Source organism: Pseudomonas sp. K8 (assembly GCF_014889455.1).
Taxonomy (GTDB): domain Bacteria; phylum Pseudomonadota; class Gammaproteobacteria; order Pseudomonadales; family Pseudomonadaceae; genus Aquipseudomonas; species Aquipseudomonas veronii.
This window is the reverse complement of record NZ_VJWO01000074.1, coordinates 1-20,686: the sequence shown is the minus strand read 5'-3', so window position 1 is coordinate 20,686 and position 20,686 is coordinate 1. Positions and strand designations below refer to the sequence as shown.

Below are 20,686 nucleotides of genomic sequence, written 5' to 3'. Positions count from 1 at the left end.
GGGTTCTTTGAGGCCTAGGCGTTTGGCCATGCGGCCTAGGTTGGCGCGGTCCAGGCCTAGTTCGCGGGCGGTGCTGGCCCAGTTGTGTTGGTGGCGTTCCAGGCAGGCGTTGATGACTTGGCGCTGGTAGTGTTCGGTGGCCTGGCGCAGGTCGCCGCCGGCGATGGCGGTGACTTCGGGTGGGGGGGCGATCGGCGCTGCGCTGACGTCGGGCAGGTCCAGGTCTTGGGCGCTCAGGCTGAGAATCTTCGGACGTTCGCGACAGTTTCCCAGGGCTTTCAGTGCGCTGCGTCCGATCAAATGTTCCAGCTCGCGCACATTGCCCGGCCAGTTGTAGGCCAGCAACGCGGCTTGGGCGTCGCTGCTCAGGCGCAGGCTGCCCAGGCCCATGCGTGAACGGTTCTGTTCGAGAAAGAACCCGGCCAGCAGCAACACATCGCGCCCGCGCTCGCGCAGCGCCGGCACTTGCAGCGGGTAGACGCTGAGGCGGTGGTAGAAGTCGGCACGGTAGCGGCCGTTGCGCACTTCTTCGGCCAGGTCGCGGTTGGTGGCGGCGATCAGGCGCACGTCCACTTGATGTTCCTTGTCCGAGCCCAGGCGCTGCAGTTGACCGCTTTGCAGGACGCGCAGCAGCTTGGCCTGCACCGTCAACGACAGCTCGCCGACTTCGTCCAGAAACAACGTGCCGCCGTTGGCCAGTTCGAATTTGCCCCGGCGCTCGTTCAGCGCGCCGGTGAAGGCACCGCGCACATGGCCGAACAGCTCGCTTTCCACCAGGGTTTCCGGCAGGGCGGCGCAGTTGAGGCTGATCAGCGGCTTGTCCGCACGGGACGACGCGGCGTGGATCGCCTGGGCCACCAGTTCCTTGCCGACCCCGGTTTCGCCGGTGATCAACACGGTGAGGTCGCTGCCGCCCACCAGGTTGATCTCTTCGACCAGGCGCTTGTGGGGCTTGCTCTGGCCGATCATCTCTTTGTGCTGCTGGCCGCTGGCCTGGCGGTAGATCTCGGCACGCTGGCGTTCGTCTTCGGCACGCAATGCCAGGTGTTCAATGCGTTCGGCGACGTTGACCGTGGCGGCGGCGAGGCTGGCGAAGGCTTGCAGGGCGTCCAGCTCGACCCGTTCGAAGCGCTCGGTGTCGAGGGCGTCCAGGGTCAGCAGGCCCCATGGTTTGTCATCGACATACAGCGGGCAGCCCATGCAGTCGTGAATTTCGAGGTGCCCGTGCAGGCCGTCCACCAGGCCGTCGTAGGGGTCGGGCAATTCACTGTCGCTGTCGAAACGCGTCGGGCCGGGGCTGCCGAGCAGCACGGCGAAACGCGGGTGTTCGCTGACCTTGAAGCGTCGGCCCAGGGTATCGGCGCTCAAGCCGTCCACTGCCAGCGGCACCAGCGACTCACCGTCCAGGCGCAACAGCGCGGCGGCGTCGCACGGCAGCAGGGCGCGCATGGCTTGCAACAGGCGGCGGTAACGCTCGCCTTCGGGCAGTTCGCGGGACAGGTCGGCGACCAGGGGGAGCAGGGTGGTGAGCAGCGATTGCGCAGTCATAATGACTCCTTGTAGTCCTTATGACTATAAGTCGTAGGAGGTCATACTGACTACAGGCAATTTAACTGATTGAAATTAAACGATTTATTAGTTGGCATGAATACTGAGTACTCCAAGGCAATCAGTAAAGAAGCCCAGGAGGCTCCATGCTTAGTGCCCAAGACCGTGCCATCATCAAATCCACCGTGCCCCTGCTGGAAAGCGGCGGCGAAGCGCTGATCACCCATTTCTACCGCATGATGCTCTCCGAGTACCCGGAGGTGCGCCCGCTGTTCAACCAGGCGCACCAGGTCAGCGGCGACCAGCCCCGTGCCCTGGCCAATGGTGTGTTGATGTATGCACGACATATCGACCAGTTGGATCAACTGGGTGATCTGGTGGCGAAGATCATCAACAAACACGTGGCCTTGCAGATCCTGCCGGAACATTACCCGATCGTGGGGGCCTGCCTGCTGCGTGCGATTTCCGAAGTGTTGGGCAGCGAGATTGCCACTCCCGAGGTGATGAGCGCCTGGGGCGCGGCCTACGGTCAGTTGGCGGACATCCTGATCGGCGCCGAAGCTGCGATCTATGACGAGAAAGCCCAGGCGCCGGGCGGCTGGCGGGGTGCGCGGCCGTTCAAGCTGGTCAAGCGCGTGGAGGAAAGTGCCGAAATCACGTCCTTCTATTTCGCCCCGCTGGACAACGGCCCGATCCTCGCCGCCGAGCCCGGTCAGTACATTGGTATGACGCTGTTGCTCGATGGCGAAGAAGTGCGCCGCAACTATTCCTTGTCGGCCCTCAGCGATGCCGGCCAATACCGCATCAGCGTCAAGCGTGAAGCCGGTGGGCGGGTGTCCAACTACCTGCATGATCAATTGCAGGTCGGCGCGACGATCGACCTGTTCCCGCCAGCGGGCGAGTTCACCCTGGCCGCCAGCGATAAACCGCTGGTGCTGATCAGCGGCGGGGTGGGCATCACGCCAACACTGCCGATGCTCGAAGCGGCCCTGGCCACCCAGCGCCCGGTGCATTTTATCCACTGCGCGCGTAACGGCGGAGTGCATGCCTTTCGGGAATGGGTCGACGCCCTGGCGGCCAAGCATCCGCAGCTCAAGCGCTTCTACTGCTATGACGAGGACGATGGCGTGAGCCCGGCAGGCGACACCGTGGGCCTGCTGAGCCAGGAACAACTGGCGGCGTGGTTGCCTGAGCAGCGCGACCTGGATGCGTACTTCCTCGGCCCTAAAGGCTTCATGGCCGCAGTCAAGCGCCACCTCAAGGCCTTGGGCGTACCCGAAAAACAAAGCCGCTACGAATTCTTCGGCCCGGCCGCCGCCCTCGAATAACCCCCCACACACATACACCCATACACCTGTAGGAGCGAGCTTGCTCGCGAAAAACTCAAAGACGCCACGTTCATCCAGGATGCACGCGTTATCGTTGACGTTCTTCGCGAGCAAGCTCGCTCCTACAAGTGGCGTATTAAGCGCCACCTCAAGGCCTTGGGCGTACCCGAAAAACAAAGCCGCTACGAATTCTTCGGCCCGGCCGCCGCCCTCGAATAACCCCCCCCCCACACACATACACCCACATACACCTGTAGGAGCGAGCTTGCTCGCGAAAAACTCAAAGACGCCACGTTCATCCAGGATGCACGCGTTATCGTTGACGTTCTTCGCGAGCAAGCTCGCTCCTACAAGTGGCGTATTAATCCGCCGTTAACCCCCTTCTGTTTAAACCACTCTCTGTGTGTAAACTTGCCGCCACAGGCACAACCAAACAAAGGGATACGGAGATGAGTGACGAATTGCGTTTAGGCAGGGAGCGGCGCTTTCTGGTGTTGCTGGGCATCATCTGCCTGGCGCTGATCGGCGGTGCGCTGTACATGCAGGTGGTGTTGGGTGAAGCGCCGTGCCCGCTGTGTATCCTGCAGCGCTATGCCTTGCTGTTGATTGCCGTTTTTGCGTTTATTGGTGCGGCTATGCGCAACAAAGGGGCGATCACGCTGTTTGAAGGGTTGGTGGTGCTCAGTGCCTTGGGCGGTGTGGCGGCTGCCGGTCACCATGTGTACACCCAGTTCTTCCCCGAGGTCAGCTGCGGCGTGGATGTGCTGCAACCGATCGTTGACGGCCTGCCCCTGGCCAAGGTGTTTCCGCTGGTTTTCCAGGTCGACGGCTTCTGCAGCACGCCGTACCCGCCGGTGCTCGGTCTGTCGCTGGCGCAGTGGGCGCTGGTGGCGTTCGTGCTGACGGTGATCCTGGTGCCCCTGGGCATCTACCGCAATCGCCAACGCAAAGCCTGAGCCATTCATTGAAACGCCCCGGCCTTTCTTAAAGGAAAGCCGGGGCGTTTTTGTTTGTAGGGAATTTTGAAGGGACAGTGACGCGGGACAATTTTGACGACGCGCAGTGTGCGACATGTTGTCACACAGGCGCTGTCGCAGGGCGTTTCCGAGCCGTCACAACACCGCTTGAATTTACCCATGGCCGTTAATGTGTGCTGTCAGTTCATCGTTTGAGCAACACCGCGAATAGCGCGCCGTTCGCGGCTTTCGGTGGTCAGCGAGTGCCCTGTTTTATGGGGGCTTGGAGCGCTTTTTCAGGCCCTTACGGCGGGTAAGGGGTGTGGCAGTTTGCCCTATAACACGGCATTTTTTGTGGTTTTTGTTGAGAATCCAACGCGATAAGATCGCGAACCTTTGCAAAATAGGTGAAGGATTATTGCTGGAATCGATAAAAATTATTTCTTTATAAGTCATGGTTTATACATCGCTAGCTAACTACAATCGCCCGCACTGAATGTCCGGTGCTGTTCAATATTTGAGCATTGGAGCGGTCGAGGGGCAGATGGATGGCTCTGTGCGACCCCAGGTTCCGGCAGCCTTTCAACTATCCGCACCAAATGGAATTGGTCTGTAACAAGGCCTTTAACCACGAAATCGAATAAGAACTCACCGCAGGTCCGCGAACCGTCCAATCAGGGCGCACGGGCAGGCTCTTATTCAATCGAAGAGAAATGCCAACCCTTGGCAGGGTGAAGTGTTGGCGATCAAAACCCAACTGCATTGCGCAAGCTGCTTTAGAGGTCGTGAGATGAGTAAAAACAGGTACCCCCGATTACTAGGCTTTTTGCCGCTGCTTGGCATGATGTTAATGCTGGGAGGCTGCAAGTGGTCCTTGCTCGACCCAAAAGGACAGGTCGGTCTGGATGAACGCAACCTGATCATCACTGCCACCCTGCTGATGTTGCTGGTCGTGGTCCCTGTGATCATCATGACCTTCGCCTTCGCCTGGAAATACCGCGCGTCGAACACCAAGGCGACTTACGCGCCGAAGTGGTCGCACTCCACCAAGATTGAAATCGCGGTGTGGCTGGTTCCGATCCTCATCATCATTGCCCTGGGTTATGTGACCTACAAGTCCACCCACGCGCTGGACCCGTACCGTCCGCTGGACTCCGAGGTCAAGCCGATCAATATCGAAGTGGTCGCGCTGGACTGGAAGTGGCTGTTCATCTACCCGGACCTGGGTATCGCCACCGTCAACAAGATCGTGTTCCCGGAACATACCCCGGTTAACTTCAAGATCACCTCCGACACTGTGATGAACTCGTTCTTCATCCCAGGCCTGGGTGGCCAGATCTACGCGATGGCCGGCATGCAGACCAAGCTGCACCTGATCGCCAACCAGAAAGCTGAAATGGACGGCATCTCCGCCAACTATAGCGGCGCAGGTTTCACCGGCATGAAATTCAAAGCGATCTCGACGAGCCAGGAAGAATTCGACGCCTGGGTAGCCGAAGTCAAGGCCGCACCTAAACAGCTTGATCAAGCTGAATACGAAGCCCTTGCCAAACCAAGCCAGAACAACCCAGTCGCGCTGTACTCCACTTACACGCCTGACCTGTTTCAGAAAGTCGTCGACAAGTACGAAGGCATGAAACCAGGCAAGCCGGTCAAGCACGAGAAGAAAGAAGTGGCTGCGGTTGAAGGTTCTGACACGGGCTCGCATTCAACTGCTGGGGCAGAGGAGTAAACGATGTTTGGTAAATTAAGTTGGGATGCGGTCCCGTTCCACGAGCCGATTGTGATGATTACCATCGCCATGATCGCGCTGGGTGGTCTGGCACTGGTTGGGGGTATCACTTACTTCAAGAAGTGGACCTACTTGTGGACTGAGTGGCTGACTTCGGTCGACCACAAGAAAATCGGTGTGATGTACATCGTCGTTGCCATGGTCATGCTGCTGCGTGGTTTTGCCGACGCCATCATGATGCGTACCCAGTTGGCCATGGCCACTGAGGGCGCGCCAGGCTACCTGCCGCCTGAACACTATGACCAGATCTTCACCGCTCACGGTGTGATCATGATCATCTTCATGGCGATGCCTTTCTTCACCGGCCTGATGAACCTTGCAGTGCCGCTGCAGATCGGTGCCCGCGACGTTGCCTACCCGTTCCTGAACTCCCTGAGCTTCTGGCTGCTGGTGTCTGGCGTGGTGCTGATCAACGTGTCCCTGGGCGTCGGCGAATTCGCCAAGACCGGTTGGGTTGCGTATCCGCCATTGTCGGGCCTGAAATACAGTCCGGGCGTGGGTGTGGACTACTACATCTGGGCGCTACAGTTATCAGGGCTCGGGACGACGCTGACGGGGGTCAACTTCCTGGCCACCGTGCTGAAAATGCGCGCCCCTGGCATGAAGATGATGGACATGCCGATCTTCACCTGGACCTGCACCTGGGCCAACGTGCTGATCGTGGCTTCGTTCCCGATCCTCACCGCTACGCTGGCACTGCTGTCGCTTGACCGTTACCTGGATTTCCATATTTTCACCAACGAACTTGGTGGCAATCCAATGATGTACGTGAACCTGTTCTGGGCATGGGGTCACCCTGAGGTGTACATCCTGATCCTGCCAGCGTTCGGTATCTTCTCCGAAGTGATCTCGACCTTTACCGGCAAGCGCCTGTTCGGTCACCACTCGATGGTCTACGCCTCCGGTGCGATCTCGGTACTGGGCTTCATGGTGTGGCTGCACCACTTCTTCACCATGGGTTCGGGGGCCAGCGTCAACGCCTTCTTCGGCCTGGCGACGATGCTGATTTCGATCCCGACGGGGGTGAAGCTATTCAACTGGCTGTTCACCATCTACCACGGCCGTCTGCGTATGACCAGCCAGGTCGTGTGGACACTGGGCTTCATGGTGACCTTCGCCATCGGCGGTATGACCGGCGTACTGCTGGCCATCCCGGGTGCTGACTTCGTGCTGCACAACAGCTTGTTCGTGATCGCTCACTTCCACAACGTGATCATCGGCGGTGCGGTATTCGGTTACATCGCTGGTTTCAGCTTCTTCTTCCCGAAAGCGTTCGGCTTCAAGCTGCACGACGGTTGGGGCAAGGCTGCATTCTGGTTCTGGATCTCGGGCTTCTTCGTCGCGTTCATGCCGCTCTATGCACTGGGCTTCATGGGCATGACCCGTCGTCTGAACGCCACCACCAACCCTGAGTGGGTGCCGTACCTGTACGTCGCCATGGTCGGTGCAGTGCTGATCGCGGCGGGTATCGCCTGCCAGCTGATCCAGCTGTATGTCAGCGTGCGTGACCGCAAGCAGAACATGTGCGAGTCGGGCGACCCATGGAACGGCCACACCCTGGAATGGTCGACTTCGTCGCCACCTCCGTTCTACAACTTCGCCGTGATTCCTACCGCGAACACCATCGATGCGTTCACCGAAGCCAAGGAAAACGGTACTGCGTACCAGCGGCCTAAGCACTACGAACCGATCCACATGCCAAACAACACCGCCACTGGCGTGGTGATGGGTGCGCTGTTGACCGTGTTCGGTTTCTCGATGATCTGGCACATCTGGTGGCTGGCAATCGTGAGCCTGGTGGGCACCATCGGCTACTTCATTGTCCACGCTGCACGTGATGATCAAGGCTACATGGTGCCGGTCGAAACGATCGAGCGCATCGAAGCCGAGCAGCACGCTCGCCTGGTGGCCGAGAAGAAGATCCCGGCCAACCGTGTAGAAACCTCGTTGGAACAGGCTTAAACCATGTCGAACTTAGTGACCAATGCTGGACACGCCCATGTCGATGACCATGGGCACGATGACCATCACCACGACTCGGGCCCGGTAACCGTCTACGGTTTCTGGCTCTACCTGATGACCGACTGCATCTTGTTTGCGTCGATCTTCGCGGTGTACGCGGTACTGGTAAACAACGTAGCGGGTGGCCCGGCGGGCCACGACATCTTCGAACTGCCTTACGTGCTCGGCGAAACCGCCTTGCTGTTGTTCAGTTCGATCACCTACGGCTTCGCCATGTTGTCCTTCTACAAGGGCAACAAGCAGGGCGTACTGACCTGGTTGGGCCTGACCTTCCTGTTCGGCCTGGGCTTCATCGGCATGGAGATCAACGAGTTCCACCTGCTGATCTCCGAAGGCTACGGCCCTAGCCGCAGCGGCTTCCTGTCGGCGTTCTTCACGCTGGTGGGGACCCACGGTCTGCACGTGACATCTGGCCTGATCTGGATGGCGATGATGATGTATCAGGTCAATAAACACGGCCTGACCAACACCAACAAGACTCGCCTGAACTGCCTGAGCCTGTTCTGGCACTTCCTGGATGTGGTCTGGATCTGCGTATTCACCGTCGTCTACTTGATGGGGACCCTGTAATGGCTAATGCACACTCCCATGACAGCCATGATGCGAGTCACGGCAGCGTAAAGACTTACGCTATCGGCTTCATCCTGTCGGTCATCCTGACCCTGATCCCGTTCGGCCTGGTGATGTACCCAACCTTGCCGAAGTCGATCACCTTGATGATCGTCCTGGCGTTCGCGGTGATTCAGGTCCTGGTTCACCTGGTGTACTTCCTGCACCTGGACCGCTCCGAGGCCCAACGCGAGAACGTGATTGCGTTCGTGTTCGCAGGCCTGGTGATCGTTCTGCTGGTTGGTCTGTCGCTGTGGATCATGTTCAGCATCCACACCTACATGATGGCGAAGTGAGGTAAGACCCGATGTCGCTTAAGCACTTTATCCAAATCACCAAACCGGGGATCATTTTCGGTAACGTGCTTTCTGTGGCAGGCGGCTTCTTCCTGGCCTCCAAGGGACATGTCGATCTGGCCATCTTCCTGGCCGCCATGATCGGCACGTCCCTGGTGGTAGCTTCCGGTTGTGTGTTCAACAACTGCATCGACCGCGACATCGATATCAAGATGGAACGCACCAAGAATCGCGTGCTGGTCCAGGGCCTTATCTCCCTGAAACTGGCACTGCTGTTCGCGACCGTCCTGGGTGTTGCCGGCGTGGTGTTGTTGTACAAGGTGGCCAACCCGTTGGCGGCGCTGTTTGCCGTGATCGGCTTTGTCATTTATGTCGGCCTCTACAGCCTGTACCTCAAGCGCAAGTCGGTTCACGGCACGCTGGTGGGCAGTCTGTCGGGGGCGATGCCGCCGGTGATTGGTTATGTGGCTGTGACCAATAGCTTCGACATGGCCGCGCTGGTGCTGCTGGTGATGTTCAGCCTGTGGCAGATGCCGCATTCCTATGCCATCGCGATCTTCCGTTTCAACGACTACCTGGCTGCGTCGATTCCGGTTCTGCCGGTCAAGCGCGGCATCCAGGTGGCGAAGAAACACATCCTGCTGTACATCCTGGCCTTCCTCGTGGCGACCTTGATGTTGACCTTCAGTGGCTACGCCGGCATGAGCTACCTTGCCGTCGCCGCCGCCATGGGCATGTACTGGTTGTACATGGCCTGGACCGGTTACAAGGCGGTGGACGACACCGTGTGGGCACGCAAGCTGTTTGTGTTCTCGATCTTCACCATCACCGCGCTCAGCGTGATGATGTCCCTGGATTTCCAGGTGCCGAGAGAGCTGTTGCTGACCTACGCGCCCTGAGTGGTTCCAAGCAGTGAACAAGCCCCGCCTTCGTGAGAAGTGCGGGGCTTTTTCTTGGGCGCGGGATTAAATCGGCCGGCGCCTTTCTCGTCATACCTCACTGTACGAGCTGTGCGAATCCATTACCCGCGTACAAGGAGTTGTCACCATGGTCAGCGTTAGTCGTCGGTCCCTTCTCGCCTTGGGCGCGGCCTTGCCCTTGCTGGGGCGCCTGGACTGGGCAGTCGCCAGCCCACCGCCGGCAAAGGCTGAGAAGGTGCGGCTCAACTATAACGAAAGCCCCTACGGCCCCTCGGGCGCCGCCCGTGAGGCGATGCAGGACGCGATTGCCACGGCCGGGCGTTATCCCTACGGCCACATGTACGCCCTGGCCGCGTTGTTTGCCCGGCAGCAGGGGATTGCCGAAGCACAGGTGGCGGTGTTTTCCGGTTCCATGGCGGCGCTGCGCTACGCGGTGTTGGCGTTTACCGGCGAAAGCCGCGGGCTGGTGATGGCCACGCCGTCCTACGAGGTGCCGCGCCAGGCGGCCGAGGCGAGCGGGGCGCCGGTGCATGAAGTGAGCCTCACGGCCGAGCACGCCCACGACATCCCCGCGATGCTCGCCGCCGATCCCCAGGCGGGCATGCTCTACCTGTGCAACCCGAATAACCCCACCGGTACCCTGACGTCCACCGAGGCCATCCGCCACGCGCTGGCGAACAAACCCCAAGGCAGCGTGCTGGTGGTGGACGAGGCGTACATCGACTTCGCCGACGCCCCCAGCTGTGTCAGTTGGGTCAAGGAACACGACGACCTGCTGGTGTTGCGCACCTTCTCGAAAATCTACGGCATGGCCGGCGCGCGCGTGGGCCTGGCGATCGGCGCCCCGGCGTTGCTGGCGCGCCTCGCGGTGTTCGGGGGCGACAACGTCCCAGCCGGCAGCGGCTTGCTCGGTGCGCAGGCCAGCCTCGAAGACGTCAAGCTGTTGCCGCAACGCAAGGCCCTGAACGCGCAACTGCGCGAGGAGACCGTCGCCTGGCTCAAGGCCCGTGGGTTCACCTGCACAGTGTCGCAGAGCAACTGCTTCATGATCGACGTGAAGCAACCGGCGGAGCAGGTGATCGAGAAACTGGCCGCGCAAGGTGTGATGATCGGCCGCGTATGGAAGAGTTGGCCGCAGTGGGTGCGGGTGACGGTGGGGAACAAGCACGAGATGGAGCGGTTTCGCGAGGTGTTTGCGGCGCAGGTCCAGCGCAGCGTTTAACCCAATACAAAACCAATGTGGGAGGGAGCAATCCCCCTCCCACATTGGGTTCAGCGGTACTACTGCTGCGCGATGCTGTACCCATCGAACGCGGTCTGCTGCTGCAACGCCGTGATCACGCTCTTGCGGCTCAACGGCTGTTCGGCGCCGGCGTTATCCACAAAACTCTCGACTTCCAGCTCGGCGTCATCGCCTTCACCCACGAAGCTGAAACCCAGGAACTCGAACGCTTCACGGTCGACATTGAGCTTCGAGCGCGGCGTGCGCAGCGGCAGGGTGACGCTGATGCCATCCTTGCTGATCACAAACACTTCGGCTTCTTTCTTCGGCCGCGAGGCCTTGCCCTTGCCGGCGCTCGGGTTGCTGATGGCCTGGTGGGACTGGTTCAGCACCTTGAGGGCCAGGCCGTAGACCAGCTCCTGAAACGCCGGGTCGTCCTTGAAGCTGGACAGGATGCGGCTGATCGAGAACTTGCTGCTCAGGTCTTCCAGGGCGATGTTGTCGGCGGCTTCGGCGTCCTTGAGCTGCTTGAGTTGGCCCATCAGGTCGTAGGCCTTGTCGTCGTCGAAGGCATCGTGAGCCTGGCGGATGGCCACGCGCAACTCGCGGATCTGGTCGCTTTCCTTGGAGGTGTGGAACGCGTCCAGCACCATCTCGCTGATGATCTTGGCCGCTGGCACATGCTGTGAAAGATTGATGGCGTTTTCGTATTCAGCTTTGGATTGCAAGGCGACTACGGATTCTTCGGCGGATTCAGCGGTGTAGGAATCGGGCATTGAAATTTCACTACTTCAGTAAACAGGGACAAAAAAGCGTCGGGCATTTTCGGCGGGGAGGGGGGGCAGGTCAAGGCAGCACAATGCCCTTATTGCGACGCAAGGCGGCCAGCGCCCGCAAAACAGACCTACGGTCAGCCCGCATGCCCAACAGGCTGCCGATGACCGTGCCGCCCGCCCAGGCGCCGCTCGACAGTATCGACGGTGCCAGCGCCGGTGTGCTTCCCTACAGAAAAGCGTCGGATGTTTTCAGGCGCGGACCAGGGCAGTCGGCTTCAACAGGTATTCCCCGTTAATAGTGATAACGACACATCAAGACCTGAGTCTCATCATCCTCTATGCCATAGACCAAGCGATGTTCGGCGGTAATTCGCCGAGACCAGAAGCCACTGAGGTTGTGTTTGAGTGGTTCGGGTCCGTCTCTTCAAGGGCATTGAATTCCGATAGCGAGATCATCACCACGGGCTCACCTTTTTGCCGGGTGAGCAGCAACGGGATGTGATCGTCATTAACCCGATCCATTGTCTCGGAGAGATGGGCACGGGCATTGGTGTAGTTGATTGTTTCCATGGGTATGTCCTCGCTTGATGGTACGAGACGTACAGAAATACATACATGTGTTCAAGGGTTTCCTTATCAACGGTCAGTGGGTGGCACCCTTACGGTTTGAGCCTGACCCACATCAAAACCCCGCAGCGCTAAACCCGTTACAACACAAAGGTCTGATGAACCCATAAAAACGACAACGGACCTGCGCCGAGGGGGCTTCCCCACGCGAGGTCATTAAAGGACTAATGCAATGGCGCTTTCTCTGTCACGCCTGGCCTTGCTGGGGGCGACGCTTGGTCTGACGCTACCCCTGCACGCCAATTCCGCCGATACCGCACTGATCGAACACGGCAAATATGTCGCGCAATTGGGTGACTGCATCGCTTGCCACACCGCCAAGCCAGGCAACGCGATGGCCGGCGGGCTGGAACTCAGCACGCCGATGGGCACGATCTATTCGAGCAACATCACGCCGGACCGCGAGACCGGTATTGGCGCCTACAGCTTCGAACAGTTCGACCGGGTCATGCGTGAAGGTGTCACACCTGCGGGTATGAACCTGTACCCGGCGATGCCGTATCCGTCCTACGCCAAGATGAGCGAGGAGGACATGCGCGCCTTGTACGCCTACCTGATGCAAGGCGTGGAACCCGTGCGGCAGGCCAACATCGAGGCGGACATGGGCTTCCCGTTCAACCAGCGCTGGGGCCTGGCCTTGTGGAACTTCGCCTTTCTCGACAAGCAAGCGTTCCAGCCCGACCCCGGCCGTGACGCGCAGCTCAACCGTGGCGCGTATCTGGTCCAGGGCCTGGGCCACTGCGGCTCCTGTCATACCCCGCGGGGCATCGCCTTCCAGGAAAAGGCCATGAGCGATGACGGGCGCGGCGGCCAGCATTACCTGGCCGGCGAAACCGTCGAGCATTGGCGCGCCCTGAGCCTGCGCAACCTGTGGACCGTGGAAGACACCGTGCAACTGCTCAAGACCGGGCAGAACCGTTTTGCCACCGTCGCCGGCAACATGGCCGATGTGATTCACCACAGCACCCAGCATTTCAGCGACGACGACCTGACCGCGATTGCCCGCTATCTGAAATCCCTGCCGCCCGGCCCGGACGATCTGCCGATGCCGTCGGTGGCCCGCGCACCGGCCGCGCCGCCCGCCGACCTGTTCACCAGCCGTGGCGGCCTGGGTTATATGCAGTTCTGCAGCGACTGCCACCGCAGTGATGGCGCGGGGGTGAAAGGCTTGTTCCCGCCGTTGGCCGGCAACCCGAGCATCGTCTCGAACGACCCGACATCCCTGCTGCACATCACCCTCACCGGTTGGGAGACCGCACAAACGGCCACTCACCCACGGGTCTACACCATGCCCGGGTTTGCCCGGCTGGCGGACCAGGAGGTCGCTGAAATCCTCAGTTTCGTTCGCACGCGCTGGGGCAACCAGGGCACGTCGATCAGCGCCGCGCAGGTCAAGACATTGCGCGATCAGCTCAACCCGGCCACGACCGACTCCTCCACTTTCGAAACCCCGCGCCTGGCCGACCTGCTCGCGGCGCCGAACGCCGACCAGGTGGTGCGCGGCATGCGCCTGCACCTGCAAACCAAGGCATTGCTGCCCGACAACGTCGGCAACGTGCTCAATTGCACCAGTTGCCACCTCAACGCCGGCACCGTGGCGGACGGTTCGCCCTTCGTCGGCGTGTCGGCCTTCTTCCCCAGCTATGCACCGCGCGCGGGCAAGGTGGTGAGCCTGGAAGAACGCATCAACGGCTGCTTCCGGCGCTCGATGAACGGCAAACCGTTGCCGCCGCAATCGGCGGATATGCAGGCGATGGTCGCGTACTTCGACTGGATGAAGAACAACACCCGCCCCGAAGACAAGGTGGCCGGGCGCGGTGTAGGCAAGGTCGACCCGGCGATCAAACCGGACCTGGCCAATGGCAAGGCGGTCTACGTCAAGCAATGCGCGGTGTGCCATGGTGACAACGGTGAGGGCCTGGCGCGTGCCGACGGCGAGCGGGTGTACCCGCCGCTGTGGGGCGACCAGTCGTTCAATATCGGCGCCGGCATGGCACGCACCTACACGGCGGCGGCGTTCGTCAAACGCAACATGCCGATCGGCTTCCACGAGCAGTTCCCGTTGGGCCAGGGCGGTTTGTCCGACCAGGAAGCGGTGGACGTCGCAGCGTATTTCTCGGGGCAACCTCGCCCGGACTTCCCGGACAAGGTCAAAGACTGGCCCAACGGCGGCAAGCCGCTGGATGCGCGTTACTAGTCCAGTTGCTTGAGGCACGCCTGGAGGATGTCCAGGCCTTCCTCCAACACCACCGGCTCAATGGTCAGCGGTGCCAGTAGGCGGACGATGTGCCGCGACTTGCCGCTGGGCATCAGCAGCAAGCCGGCGTCCCGCGCCAGGCTCAGCAACTGGCTCAGTTGCTGGGGCGCGGGCGTGCCGTCGGCGTGGGCCAACTCGATGCCACGCATGGCGCCGACGCCGGTCAGTCGGCCCAGGTAAGGCGACAGGCGTTGCGCGCGCCAGGTTTCGTAGCGGCGCAGGATGGCCTCTTCCTGTCGCGTGCCCCAGGCCTGCAACTGTGCATCCGTCATCACCTCCAGGGTGGCCAACGCCGCCGCGCAGGCGATGGGATTGCCCGAGTATGTGCCGCCCAGCCCGCCTTTGGGCAGGTTGTCGAGTAACGCCTTGCGCCCCACCACAGCACCCAACGGCACACCGCCGGCGATGCTTTTGCCGAGCAGGATCAAGTCCGGCGTTATGCCCAGGCGCGAGAAGGCAAAACGTTGCCCGGTGCGGCCGAAACCGGACTGGATTTCATCGACGATCAGCAGGATGTTTTTCTCATCGCAGAAGCGGCGAAGGGCCTGGGCGAACGCGATATCCAGCGCGAGGAAACCGCCTTCACCCTGCACCGGCTCAATGATGAAGCAGGCTACATCGTCGACGTCGATTTCCACGCTGAACAAGCGGTCCATGGCCTTCAGCGCTTCGGCGCAGGTCACGCCGTTGTCGGCGCTGGGGTAGGGCAGGTGATACACCGGGCCCGGCAGGACACCGACTTTTTGCTTGTAGGGCGCGACCTTGCCATTCAGGTTGAGGGTGGCGAGGGTGCGGCCGTGGAAGGCGCCGTCGAAGGCGATCACCGCGGTGCGGCCGGTGGCGCCGCGCACGATCTTCAGGGCGTTTTCCGCGGCTTCCGCACCGCTGTTGGTGAGCATCCCGCTGACCGGGTAGTCCACCGGGATAAATGCACTCAGACGATCCATCAGCTCGATGTAAGGCCTGTGCGGAGCGGCGTTGAAGGCATAGTGGGTCAGTTGGGTCGCCTGCTGGCGAATCGCCTCGACCACCGCCGGGTGGCAGTGCCCGAGGTTGAGCACGCCGATGCCGCCGACAAAGTCGATGTAGCGCTTGCCCGCGGTGTCCCAGACTTCGGCGTTCTTGCCGTGGCTGAGGCTGATGGGGTGGACGATGGAAATCGACTGGCTGATGGTTTCGCGGCTCATGAATCTCGGACTCGGCAATGGCGGGCGTCTTTTTATCTAAGCCGTGAGCCGGGCCGGGCCGCAAACGAAATAAAGTCGCCGGGTCATTCCAAATCGGAAGGAGCGCTTGCCAAGCAGCCGTTCGGGGCCACAAACCCGGGCATTCATTCCGAGACGATGTCTTTCCCCGCCGCCTTGGAGCGATACAACGCCTGATCGGCCCGCGCCATCAGGGCGGCGGGGGCTTCACCCGTATGACGCTCCACCACCCCCAGGCTCAGGGTGATTTTGAAGTCGCCCACGGTGGGTACTTCGCTCATGCTTTGGCGAATGCGCTCGGCCAGGTTTTTTGCGCTCTCCAGGGTGCTTTTGGGCAGTACCACCACGAACTCATCGCCACCCCAGCGCGCGAGCAAGTCACCGGGGCGCACGCAGGCCTCCAGGCTCTCCACGACGCTCATCAGGGTCTGGTCGCCGACGCCGTGGCCGTGTCGATCATTGATCGGCTTGAAGTCATCGATATCCATGGCGACCAGGGCCAACGGCAGGCGAAAGCGTTGGGCGCGCTCGCATTCGTCCAGCAGCACTTTCTCCAGGCGATAACGGTTGGCCACGCGGGTCAGGGCGTCACGCTCGGCCAGGGAGCGGTTCTCGTCCAGTTGTAACTGCAGTTGCTGGTTGACCCGCGACAACTCGCGTGTGCGTTCGGCAACCAAGGCTTCAAGGGATTGGTTGCGCCGTTCGAGCTGTTCGATCGCGCACTTGCGCGTATTGATGTCGCGATGGGCACCGACCATGCGCGCTACCGAGCCGTCGAGGTTACGCGCAACCACATAGCCGCGGTCTTCGATCCACAGGTAGCTGCCGTCTTTTTTGCGGCAACGGTATTCGGTTTGGTAATAGGGCGAGCGACGGTTGATGTAGTCATCGAACACCGTCATCACGCGGGGGTAGTCGTCGGGGTGGATGATGTTCTCCCAGGTGAACACGCTGTTCTCCAGGGAGTGGCGGGGGTAACCGAGCATTTCGTACCAGCCCGGGTTGCGATAAACGAACCCCGTATTCGCGTTCCAGTCCCAGACCCCGTCGCTGACCAGTTCCATGACGGCATGCAACATGTCCGCATTGAGGTCAGTTGACGGTTTGTTGCCGGATGTATCGTCCATGTGCGCGCTTCCTGCGTGGGCCCCAAGGCCGGTCAAATTGACGCCGATACTCCGTGGCTGGCGCTACTGTACAACGAGGCTTGCACGCTTTGAATAGAACGGCTGTGCCGCTGCCGAAGTGTGGCGATAGGCCATTATTTCGGCGCCAGCATCCTCGTCGGTGCCTTCCCATTGGCGTTGTGCTGGTAAATGGCCTCGGGCTGGCCTTGTTCGTTGAAAAATACCTGGCCGATCCCCGCCGAGTTCCACAAGCGTTCACCGGCTTCGGCGTGTTCCGGGATATGCGGCACCACCTGCATGGTGCGGCGGCGGGTGAACCAGTTGAGTGGGGAGCGCGGCGAGTAGAGCCAGCGGTTGAGGCGGTCGAACCATTCCAGCAGGTGCGGCGGGAATTCGTTCTTGATGCCGCTGCTGGTGATCTGCCAGAGCTTGGGGCCGGCGTTGCGATGGCGGATCAGCACTTCGTAGACGAACGAGTAATGCACGTCGCCCGAGAGGATGACGTAGTTACCCGGTGTGCGGGAGTGGCGGAAGATATTCAGGATCACCTGGGCGGCGCCGCGATGCGCCATCCAGTTTTCGGCGTCGACCAGCAGCGGGTAGCCGCACCAACTGAACACTTTTTGCACGGTCTCGATCAGCTTGACGCCAAAGATCGGCGCGGGGGAGACGATGATTGCCGACGGGTGGTCCAGCAGCGCCTGTTGCAGTTCGCTCAAGGCTTCCCAGTCCAGCAGGCCGGACGGTTGCTTGAGGTTGAATTCGCTGCGCCAGCGGCGGGTGCGGGTGTCGAGCACCACCAGCGCGGGGGTGGTCGGCAGCACGTAATGCCACTGTTGGAAGGCCAGCAGCGTGTCGATCAGTTGATCCTGCGCACTCGCGTTCAGGTGGTTGTGCTGTGCCTGGGCGACAAGCGCCTGGGTCTGGTTGATCAGTGGGCCAAATACCTGCGGCTGGTTGCCCCAGCCTTGGCACAGCAGGTAAGCCAGCAGCGCGTTACCGATGATGCGTTTGGAGAACGGATGGCCGTAGGCGGTTTCTTCCCACTGCGCGCTGAGGTTCCAGTCGTCGGTGATGTCGTGATCGTCGAAGATCATCAGCGTGGGCAGATGGGCAAACACCCGCGCGACGCCGGGCAGGCCGTTGCGGAAGCGATCGATCTGCACCTGTTCGCGGGCATAACGCTGTTGCGCGTCGGCGCTCAGTTGCGGCGGCTGTGGCGCGATCAGCGTCCAGGGAGTGGGGGACCAGACCAACAAATACATGGCCATCACTTCGGCAAAGGTCACCAGGTGATTGTCGGCGGTGCTGCTGGTGAAAATCGGCTTCTTCACGCCGCCGAAAAAGCGCTCGCGCAAGGTCTCGTTGCTGTCCAGCGCGGGGAGCAGTTCGGCCCGCTGGTAATAACTGGCGTGATGCCCGTAGAGGCTGGCGCTGTCGTCCACCACGGCGCCGTCCAGGTATTCGTCGAACAGCCCCAGGCGCGCGATCAGCCCATGAATCGCCCGCAGCATCGGCCCGGCGACATCGTCGGCGTACACCTGATCGCCGCTCATCATCAACAATGCCGGGCGTTGGGCCGCGGTCTGGGCGTCGGCCAGCAGGCGATCGACGCACAGCAAGCCTTCGTCCGCCGGGTGATGGGGCTTGCGGCAGGAGCCGTGGACCAGTTGATGAATACGGCTATGCAGCACGAAACTCGGCGATTGCGCGTCGCAATAGAGCAGGTGCGCTGCCCAGTGGGCGATGCCGCGCCCGTCGATCAGCAGGTCATAGCCGATCAGCGCGTCCTGGGGCAGGGCCTCGTCCAACGGGATGTCGATCAAGTGGATAAAGGCCAGGCGCCCCACCGGCACGATTTGGCACTGGCCTTGGTCCAGCACGATGTCGCGGCTCTGTTCGGCGACGTGCAGCCTGAGGGTCAAAGGCAGTTGCCGCGTCCCCACCAGCCACATTACCAGGCGCTGCGGTTCAAGGCGCCGCAGCAGCGGGCCGGCGAGGACGTCGGGCAAGGTGCCGGCGTGAGGCATAGGGTTGAAAGCTCTGTGCAAGGGGGTAGCGAAGGTTAACCCGGCGGATGTCAGTATTGTGTTAAGGCCGGGCGGATCGAAAGAAGGAAGAGACTGCAGGTCGGCAGCCTCTGGTTGGGCGCCTCAGATGATGTTTCCCCGACCCAGGCTGTCCAGCCCGCTCACGGGGCGGTCTTTTTTAGGCGACTGCTCGCCATTGACGCCAATGGCCGCTCCCTGAGGGGGCGTTTTTGAGGGGGAGTGGTGGTCTACCTGTGTGTTCAAGTAGGTCGGCAGAAACGAATTTTCGAAGTTCAGATGGCTGTAGAAAATATTCATCACGGTTTCCTCTGTAAGTTCGGTTTGCGGCGAACACTGTCGACGCGAACCGAACTTACAGCGGGTAAGAAGGCAGTCGCTATAAACCTATTGAGTCAAAACGAGACTACTCAGGAGTGGGAATCGTCATTCACCGTGGGCACCGTAAATCGGAGCCCACTGCCAGCCTGTCGTGACGTTGAGCAAAGTGAATCGCGAAGCTATCAATGCATCGACGCGCCCTGCCGGGTCAGTGCGGTTTGTACGCATTCGAGCAGATGTTCGGTGCTCCACGGCTTGGGCAGGAAGCGTACCGATCCCCCCAGCTGCGCCGCCAGCCCGGTGTTACCGGACGTCAGCAGCACTGGCACCGACGGCCAGCGATGGGCCACCACGCGACTCAGGTCATAGCCGTTGAGTAAACCAGGCATCTGGATATCACTCACAATCAGGTCCACCGGGTCATCGGCCCGCTCCAGGTAGATCATGCCTTCATCCGCCGAAGGAAACGAGGTGACATGTGCGCCGAAGTCCTCCAGTACATCCACCATTAACGCGCGAATGATTTCGTCGTCTTCCAGCACTAAAATCGATGGCTGAGCCATGATCCTTACTCCACCATCAGGGTTCAGTAGGGTGGAGTGGGGCGGAGCGGATTAGGTTCGATCCGATATGCGCTGAGCGATGGATGGTCGTTTTGCGCGTCTAGGTTGCGCCTTTGCCGGGTGCTGCTGCACGATACCGACGCTTTTCCACCCACCTCCGGTCCGCTTGCTTGAGGCCGAATTGCGACGACGGGGTTACCGCCGCTGCCGCAGTTACTGGCTATGCGGTCTCGGCGGCCTGGTACTGGGGCTGATCACTGGCCTGTGCGGCCGCAAAGCGATTGTTGCCACCACGGTTGCGGTCGAGAGTGTGGTCCGCACCTGGCCCATCAACTCCACACATTGCGTGACATCGACCCGCTGGCCGTGGCCGCGATTGCCTCGATCGTCGAGGAGGAACAGCACCACCATGATCACTCGGCCGCGCAGATCGAGCGGGACGACCCGTGGTTCAGGACGCTGGCGCCGGTGGTGACAGCGTGGACCGAAGCGGTGATCTGGATGGGCATGCGTTCCTGACAAACCGGCATAATTACCCGTATCACCCGATGTGGAGCCTTTATGAAATACCGCGCGTTACTGACCTTCGTCCTGATCCTCAACACCGGCGCAGCCTGCGCCGCCGGCGATGCCGAAGCGGGTGGCAAGCTCTTCGCCAAAACCTGCGGCGGCTGCCATAGCATCGGCGAGGGCGCGCGCGGCGGCTTTGGCCCCGAACTCAACGGCATCATCGGCAGGCCAGCCGGCACCACTCCCGACTATCAGTATTCAGATGCGATGAAAAACTCCGGGGTGGTCTGGACCCGGGAAAAACTCGCGGCCTATATCGAGGCGCCGAAGAAGGTGGTGAGCGGCACGCGCATGATCTTCTGGGGCATCAGCGATCAGGAAAAGATCGACAACATCCTGGCCTACCTGGCGACGTTTCAACCTGAGTGATCGCCTGACCCCACATAAAACCTGCGTCGTTCTGAAGCCCTTACACCGATAAGGACATCCCCTCAAATGTGGGCGCGGTGCATCAGCCCCGCCCCAAATACCTGCAATACCAAACCACCCCACCCACAAC

Annotated in this window: 19 protein-coding genes and 2 pseudogenes; 11 read left to right on the top strand and 10 right to left on the bottom strand. The window is 60.9% G+C overall.

Annotation, left to right across the window (positions count from 1 at the left end; all coding sequences use genetic code 11):
• A partial coding sequence (gene norR / locus INT12_RS28815) for a nitric oxide reductase transcriptional regulator NorR (protein WP_193059118.1) occupies positions 1-1,548 on the bottom strand: 1,548 nt, incomplete at its 3' end.
• Between the two features lie 146 nt (positions 1,549-1,694).
• Here norR and hmpA point away from each other — a divergent pair.
• Positions 1,695-2,876 carry an NO-inducible flavohemoprotein gene (gene hmpA, locus INT12_RS28810; protein WP_017846720.1) on the top strand — a complete coding sequence of 394 codons (1,182 nt, stop codon included), beginning with the start codon at positions 1,695-1,697 and terminating at the stop codon, positions 2,874-2,876.
• Positions 2,877-3,325: 449 nt separating this feature from the next.
• Complete coding sequence (locus INT12_RS28805; protein WP_017846721.1) at positions 3,326-3,832, top strand: disulfide bond formation protein B; 507 nt, start codon at positions 3,326-3,328, stop codon at positions 3,830-3,832.
• Between the two features lie 473 nt (positions 3,833-4,305).
• On the opposite strand, the pseudogene INT12_RS31790 reads toward INT12_RS28805, so the two are convergent.
• Positions 4,306-4,595 (bottom strand): annotated as a pseudogene (locus INT12_RS31790) (hypothetical protein).
• Positions 4,596-4,622: 27 nt separating this feature from the next.
• Between INT12_RS31790 and cyoA the strand changes: the two are divergent.
• The 6 genes from cyoA to INT12_RS28775 all read left to right on the top strand — a co-directional run bounded on the left by cyoA (position 4,623) and on the right by INT12_RS28775 (position 10,693).
• On the top strand, positions 4,623-5,564 hold the full coding sequence (gene cyoA, locus INT12_RS28800; protein WP_026139992.1) for a ubiquinol oxidase subunit II: 942 nt from the start codon (positions 4,623-4,625) through the stop codon (positions 5,562-5,564).
• A gap of 3 nt (positions 5,565-5,567) precedes the next feature.
• Positions 5,568-7,586: a cytochrome o ubiquinol oxidase subunit I gene (gene cyoB, locus INT12_RS28795; protein ID WP_017846723.1), complete on the top strand. Its 2,019-nt coding sequence runs from the start codon at positions 5,568-5,570 to the stop codon at positions 7,584-7,586.
• Between the two features lie 3 nt (positions 7,587-7,589).
• Entirely contained in the window at positions 7,590-8,216 is a 627-nt protein-coding gene (locus tag INT12_RS28790) for a cytochrome o ubiquinol oxidase subunit III (protein WP_017846724.1), read from the top strand.
• Positions 8,216-8,551 (top strand): cytochrome o ubiquinol oxidase subunit IV, encoded by a 336-nt coding sequence (gene cyoD / locus INT12_RS28785; protein ID WP_017846725.1) that lies wholly within the window; start codon positions 8,216-8,218, stop codon positions 8,549-8,551. The genes INT12_RS28790 and cyoD overlap by 1 nt, the downstream gene beginning before the upstream one ends.
• 11 nt (positions 8,552-8,562) lie before the next feature.
• A complete protein-coding gene (cyoE, locus tag INT12_RS28780) occupies positions 8,563-9,450 on the top strand; it encodes a heme o synthase (protein ID WP_017846726.1) in 888 nt (295 codons plus the stop codon).
• 148 nt (positions 9,451-9,598) lie between these two features.
• Complete coding sequence (locus INT12_RS28775; protein ID WP_193040922.1) at positions 9,599-10,693, top strand: pyridoxal phosphate-dependent aminotransferase; 1,095 nt, start codon at positions 9,599-9,601, stop codon at positions 10,691-10,693.
• A gap of 59 nt (positions 10,694-10,752) precedes the next feature.
• On the opposite strand, the gene INT12_RS28770 is transcribed toward INT12_RS28775, so the two are convergent.
• The 3 genes from INT12_RS28770 to INT12_RS28760 form a co-directional block, all read right to left on the bottom strand.
• Positions 10,753-11,469, bottom strand: coding sequence for a hypothetical protein (locus tag INT12_RS28770; RefSeq protein ID WP_017846728.1), 717 nt, complete (start codon positions 11,467-11,469; stop codon positions 10,753-10,755).
• Between the two features lie 292 nt (positions 11,470-11,761).
• Positions 11,762-11,839, bottom strand: a complete 78-nt coding sequence (locus INT12_RS31510; protein WP_141123716.1) for a type II toxin-antitoxin system YoeB family toxin — start codon at positions 11,837-11,839, stop codon at positions 11,762-11,764.
• Entirely contained in the window at positions 11,806-12,039 is a 234-nt protein-coding gene (locus INT12_RS28760; protein ID WP_226926342.1) for a type II toxin-antitoxin system Phd/YefM family antitoxin, read from the bottom strand. The genes INT12_RS31510 and INT12_RS28760 overlap by 34 nt, the downstream gene beginning before the upstream one ends.
• Positions 12,040-12,268: 229 nt before the next feature.
• Here INT12_RS28760 and INT12_RS28755 point away from each other — a divergent pair, with 229 nt between their 5' ends.
• On the top strand, positions 12,269-14,293 hold the full coding sequence (locus tag INT12_RS28755) for a c-type cytochrome (RefSeq protein WP_193040923.1): 2,025 nt from the start codon (positions 12,269-12,271) through the stop codon (positions 14,291-14,293).
• Here the strand turns inward: INT12_RS28755 and INT12_RS28750 are convergent.
• The 5 genes from INT12_RS28750 to INT12_RS28730 all read right to left on the bottom strand — a co-directional run bounded on the left by INT12_RS28750 (position 14,290) and on the right by INT12_RS28730 (position 19,617).
• Positions 14,290-15,540, bottom strand: a complete 1,251-nt coding sequence (locus INT12_RS28750) for an aspartate aminotransferase family protein (protein ID WP_193040924.1) — start codon at positions 15,538-15,540, stop codon at positions 14,290-14,292. The genes INT12_RS28755 and INT12_RS28750 overlap by 4 nt on opposite strands.
• Before the next feature lie 143 nt (positions 15,541-15,683).
• Positions 15,684-16,685, bottom strand: a complete 1,002-nt coding sequence (locus INT12_RS28745; RefSeq protein WP_193041130.1) for a diguanylate cyclase domain-containing protein — start codon at positions 16,683-16,685, stop codon at positions 15,684-15,686.
• A gap of 134 nt (positions 16,686-16,819) precedes the next feature.
• Entirely contained in the window at positions 16,820-18,715 is a 1,896-nt protein-coding gene (locus INT12_RS28740; RefSeq protein WP_193041129.1) for an alkaline phosphatase D family protein, read from the bottom strand.
• A gap of 123 nt (positions 18,716-18,838) precedes the next feature.
• Complete coding sequence (locus tag INT12_RS28735) at positions 18,839-19,033, bottom strand: hypothetical protein (RefSeq protein ID WP_017846734.1); 195 nt, start codon at positions 19,031-19,033, stop codon at positions 18,839-18,841.
• 203 nt (positions 19,034-19,236) lie between these two features.
• Positions 19,237-19,617 (bottom strand): response regulator, encoded by a 381-nt coding sequence (locus INT12_RS28730; protein WP_017846735.1) that lies wholly within the window; start codon positions 19,615-19,617, stop codon positions 19,237-19,239.
• A 79-nt stretch (positions 19,618-19,696) separates the two neighbouring features.
• Here INT12_RS28730 and INT12_RS32100 point away from each other — a divergent pair.
• Both INT12_RS32100 and INT12_RS28720 read left to right on the top strand, forming a co-directional pair.
• A pseudogene (locus INT12_RS32100) lies at positions 19,697-20,136 on the top strand (demethoxyubiquinone hydroxylase family protein).
• 42 nt (positions 20,137-20,178) lie between these two features.
• Complete coding sequence (locus INT12_RS28720; protein WP_017846737.1) at positions 20,179-20,556, top strand: c-type cytochrome; 378 nt, start codon at positions 20,179-20,181, stop codon at positions 20,554-20,556.
• The last annotated feature ends 130 nt before the right edge of the window (positions 20,557-20,686 follow it).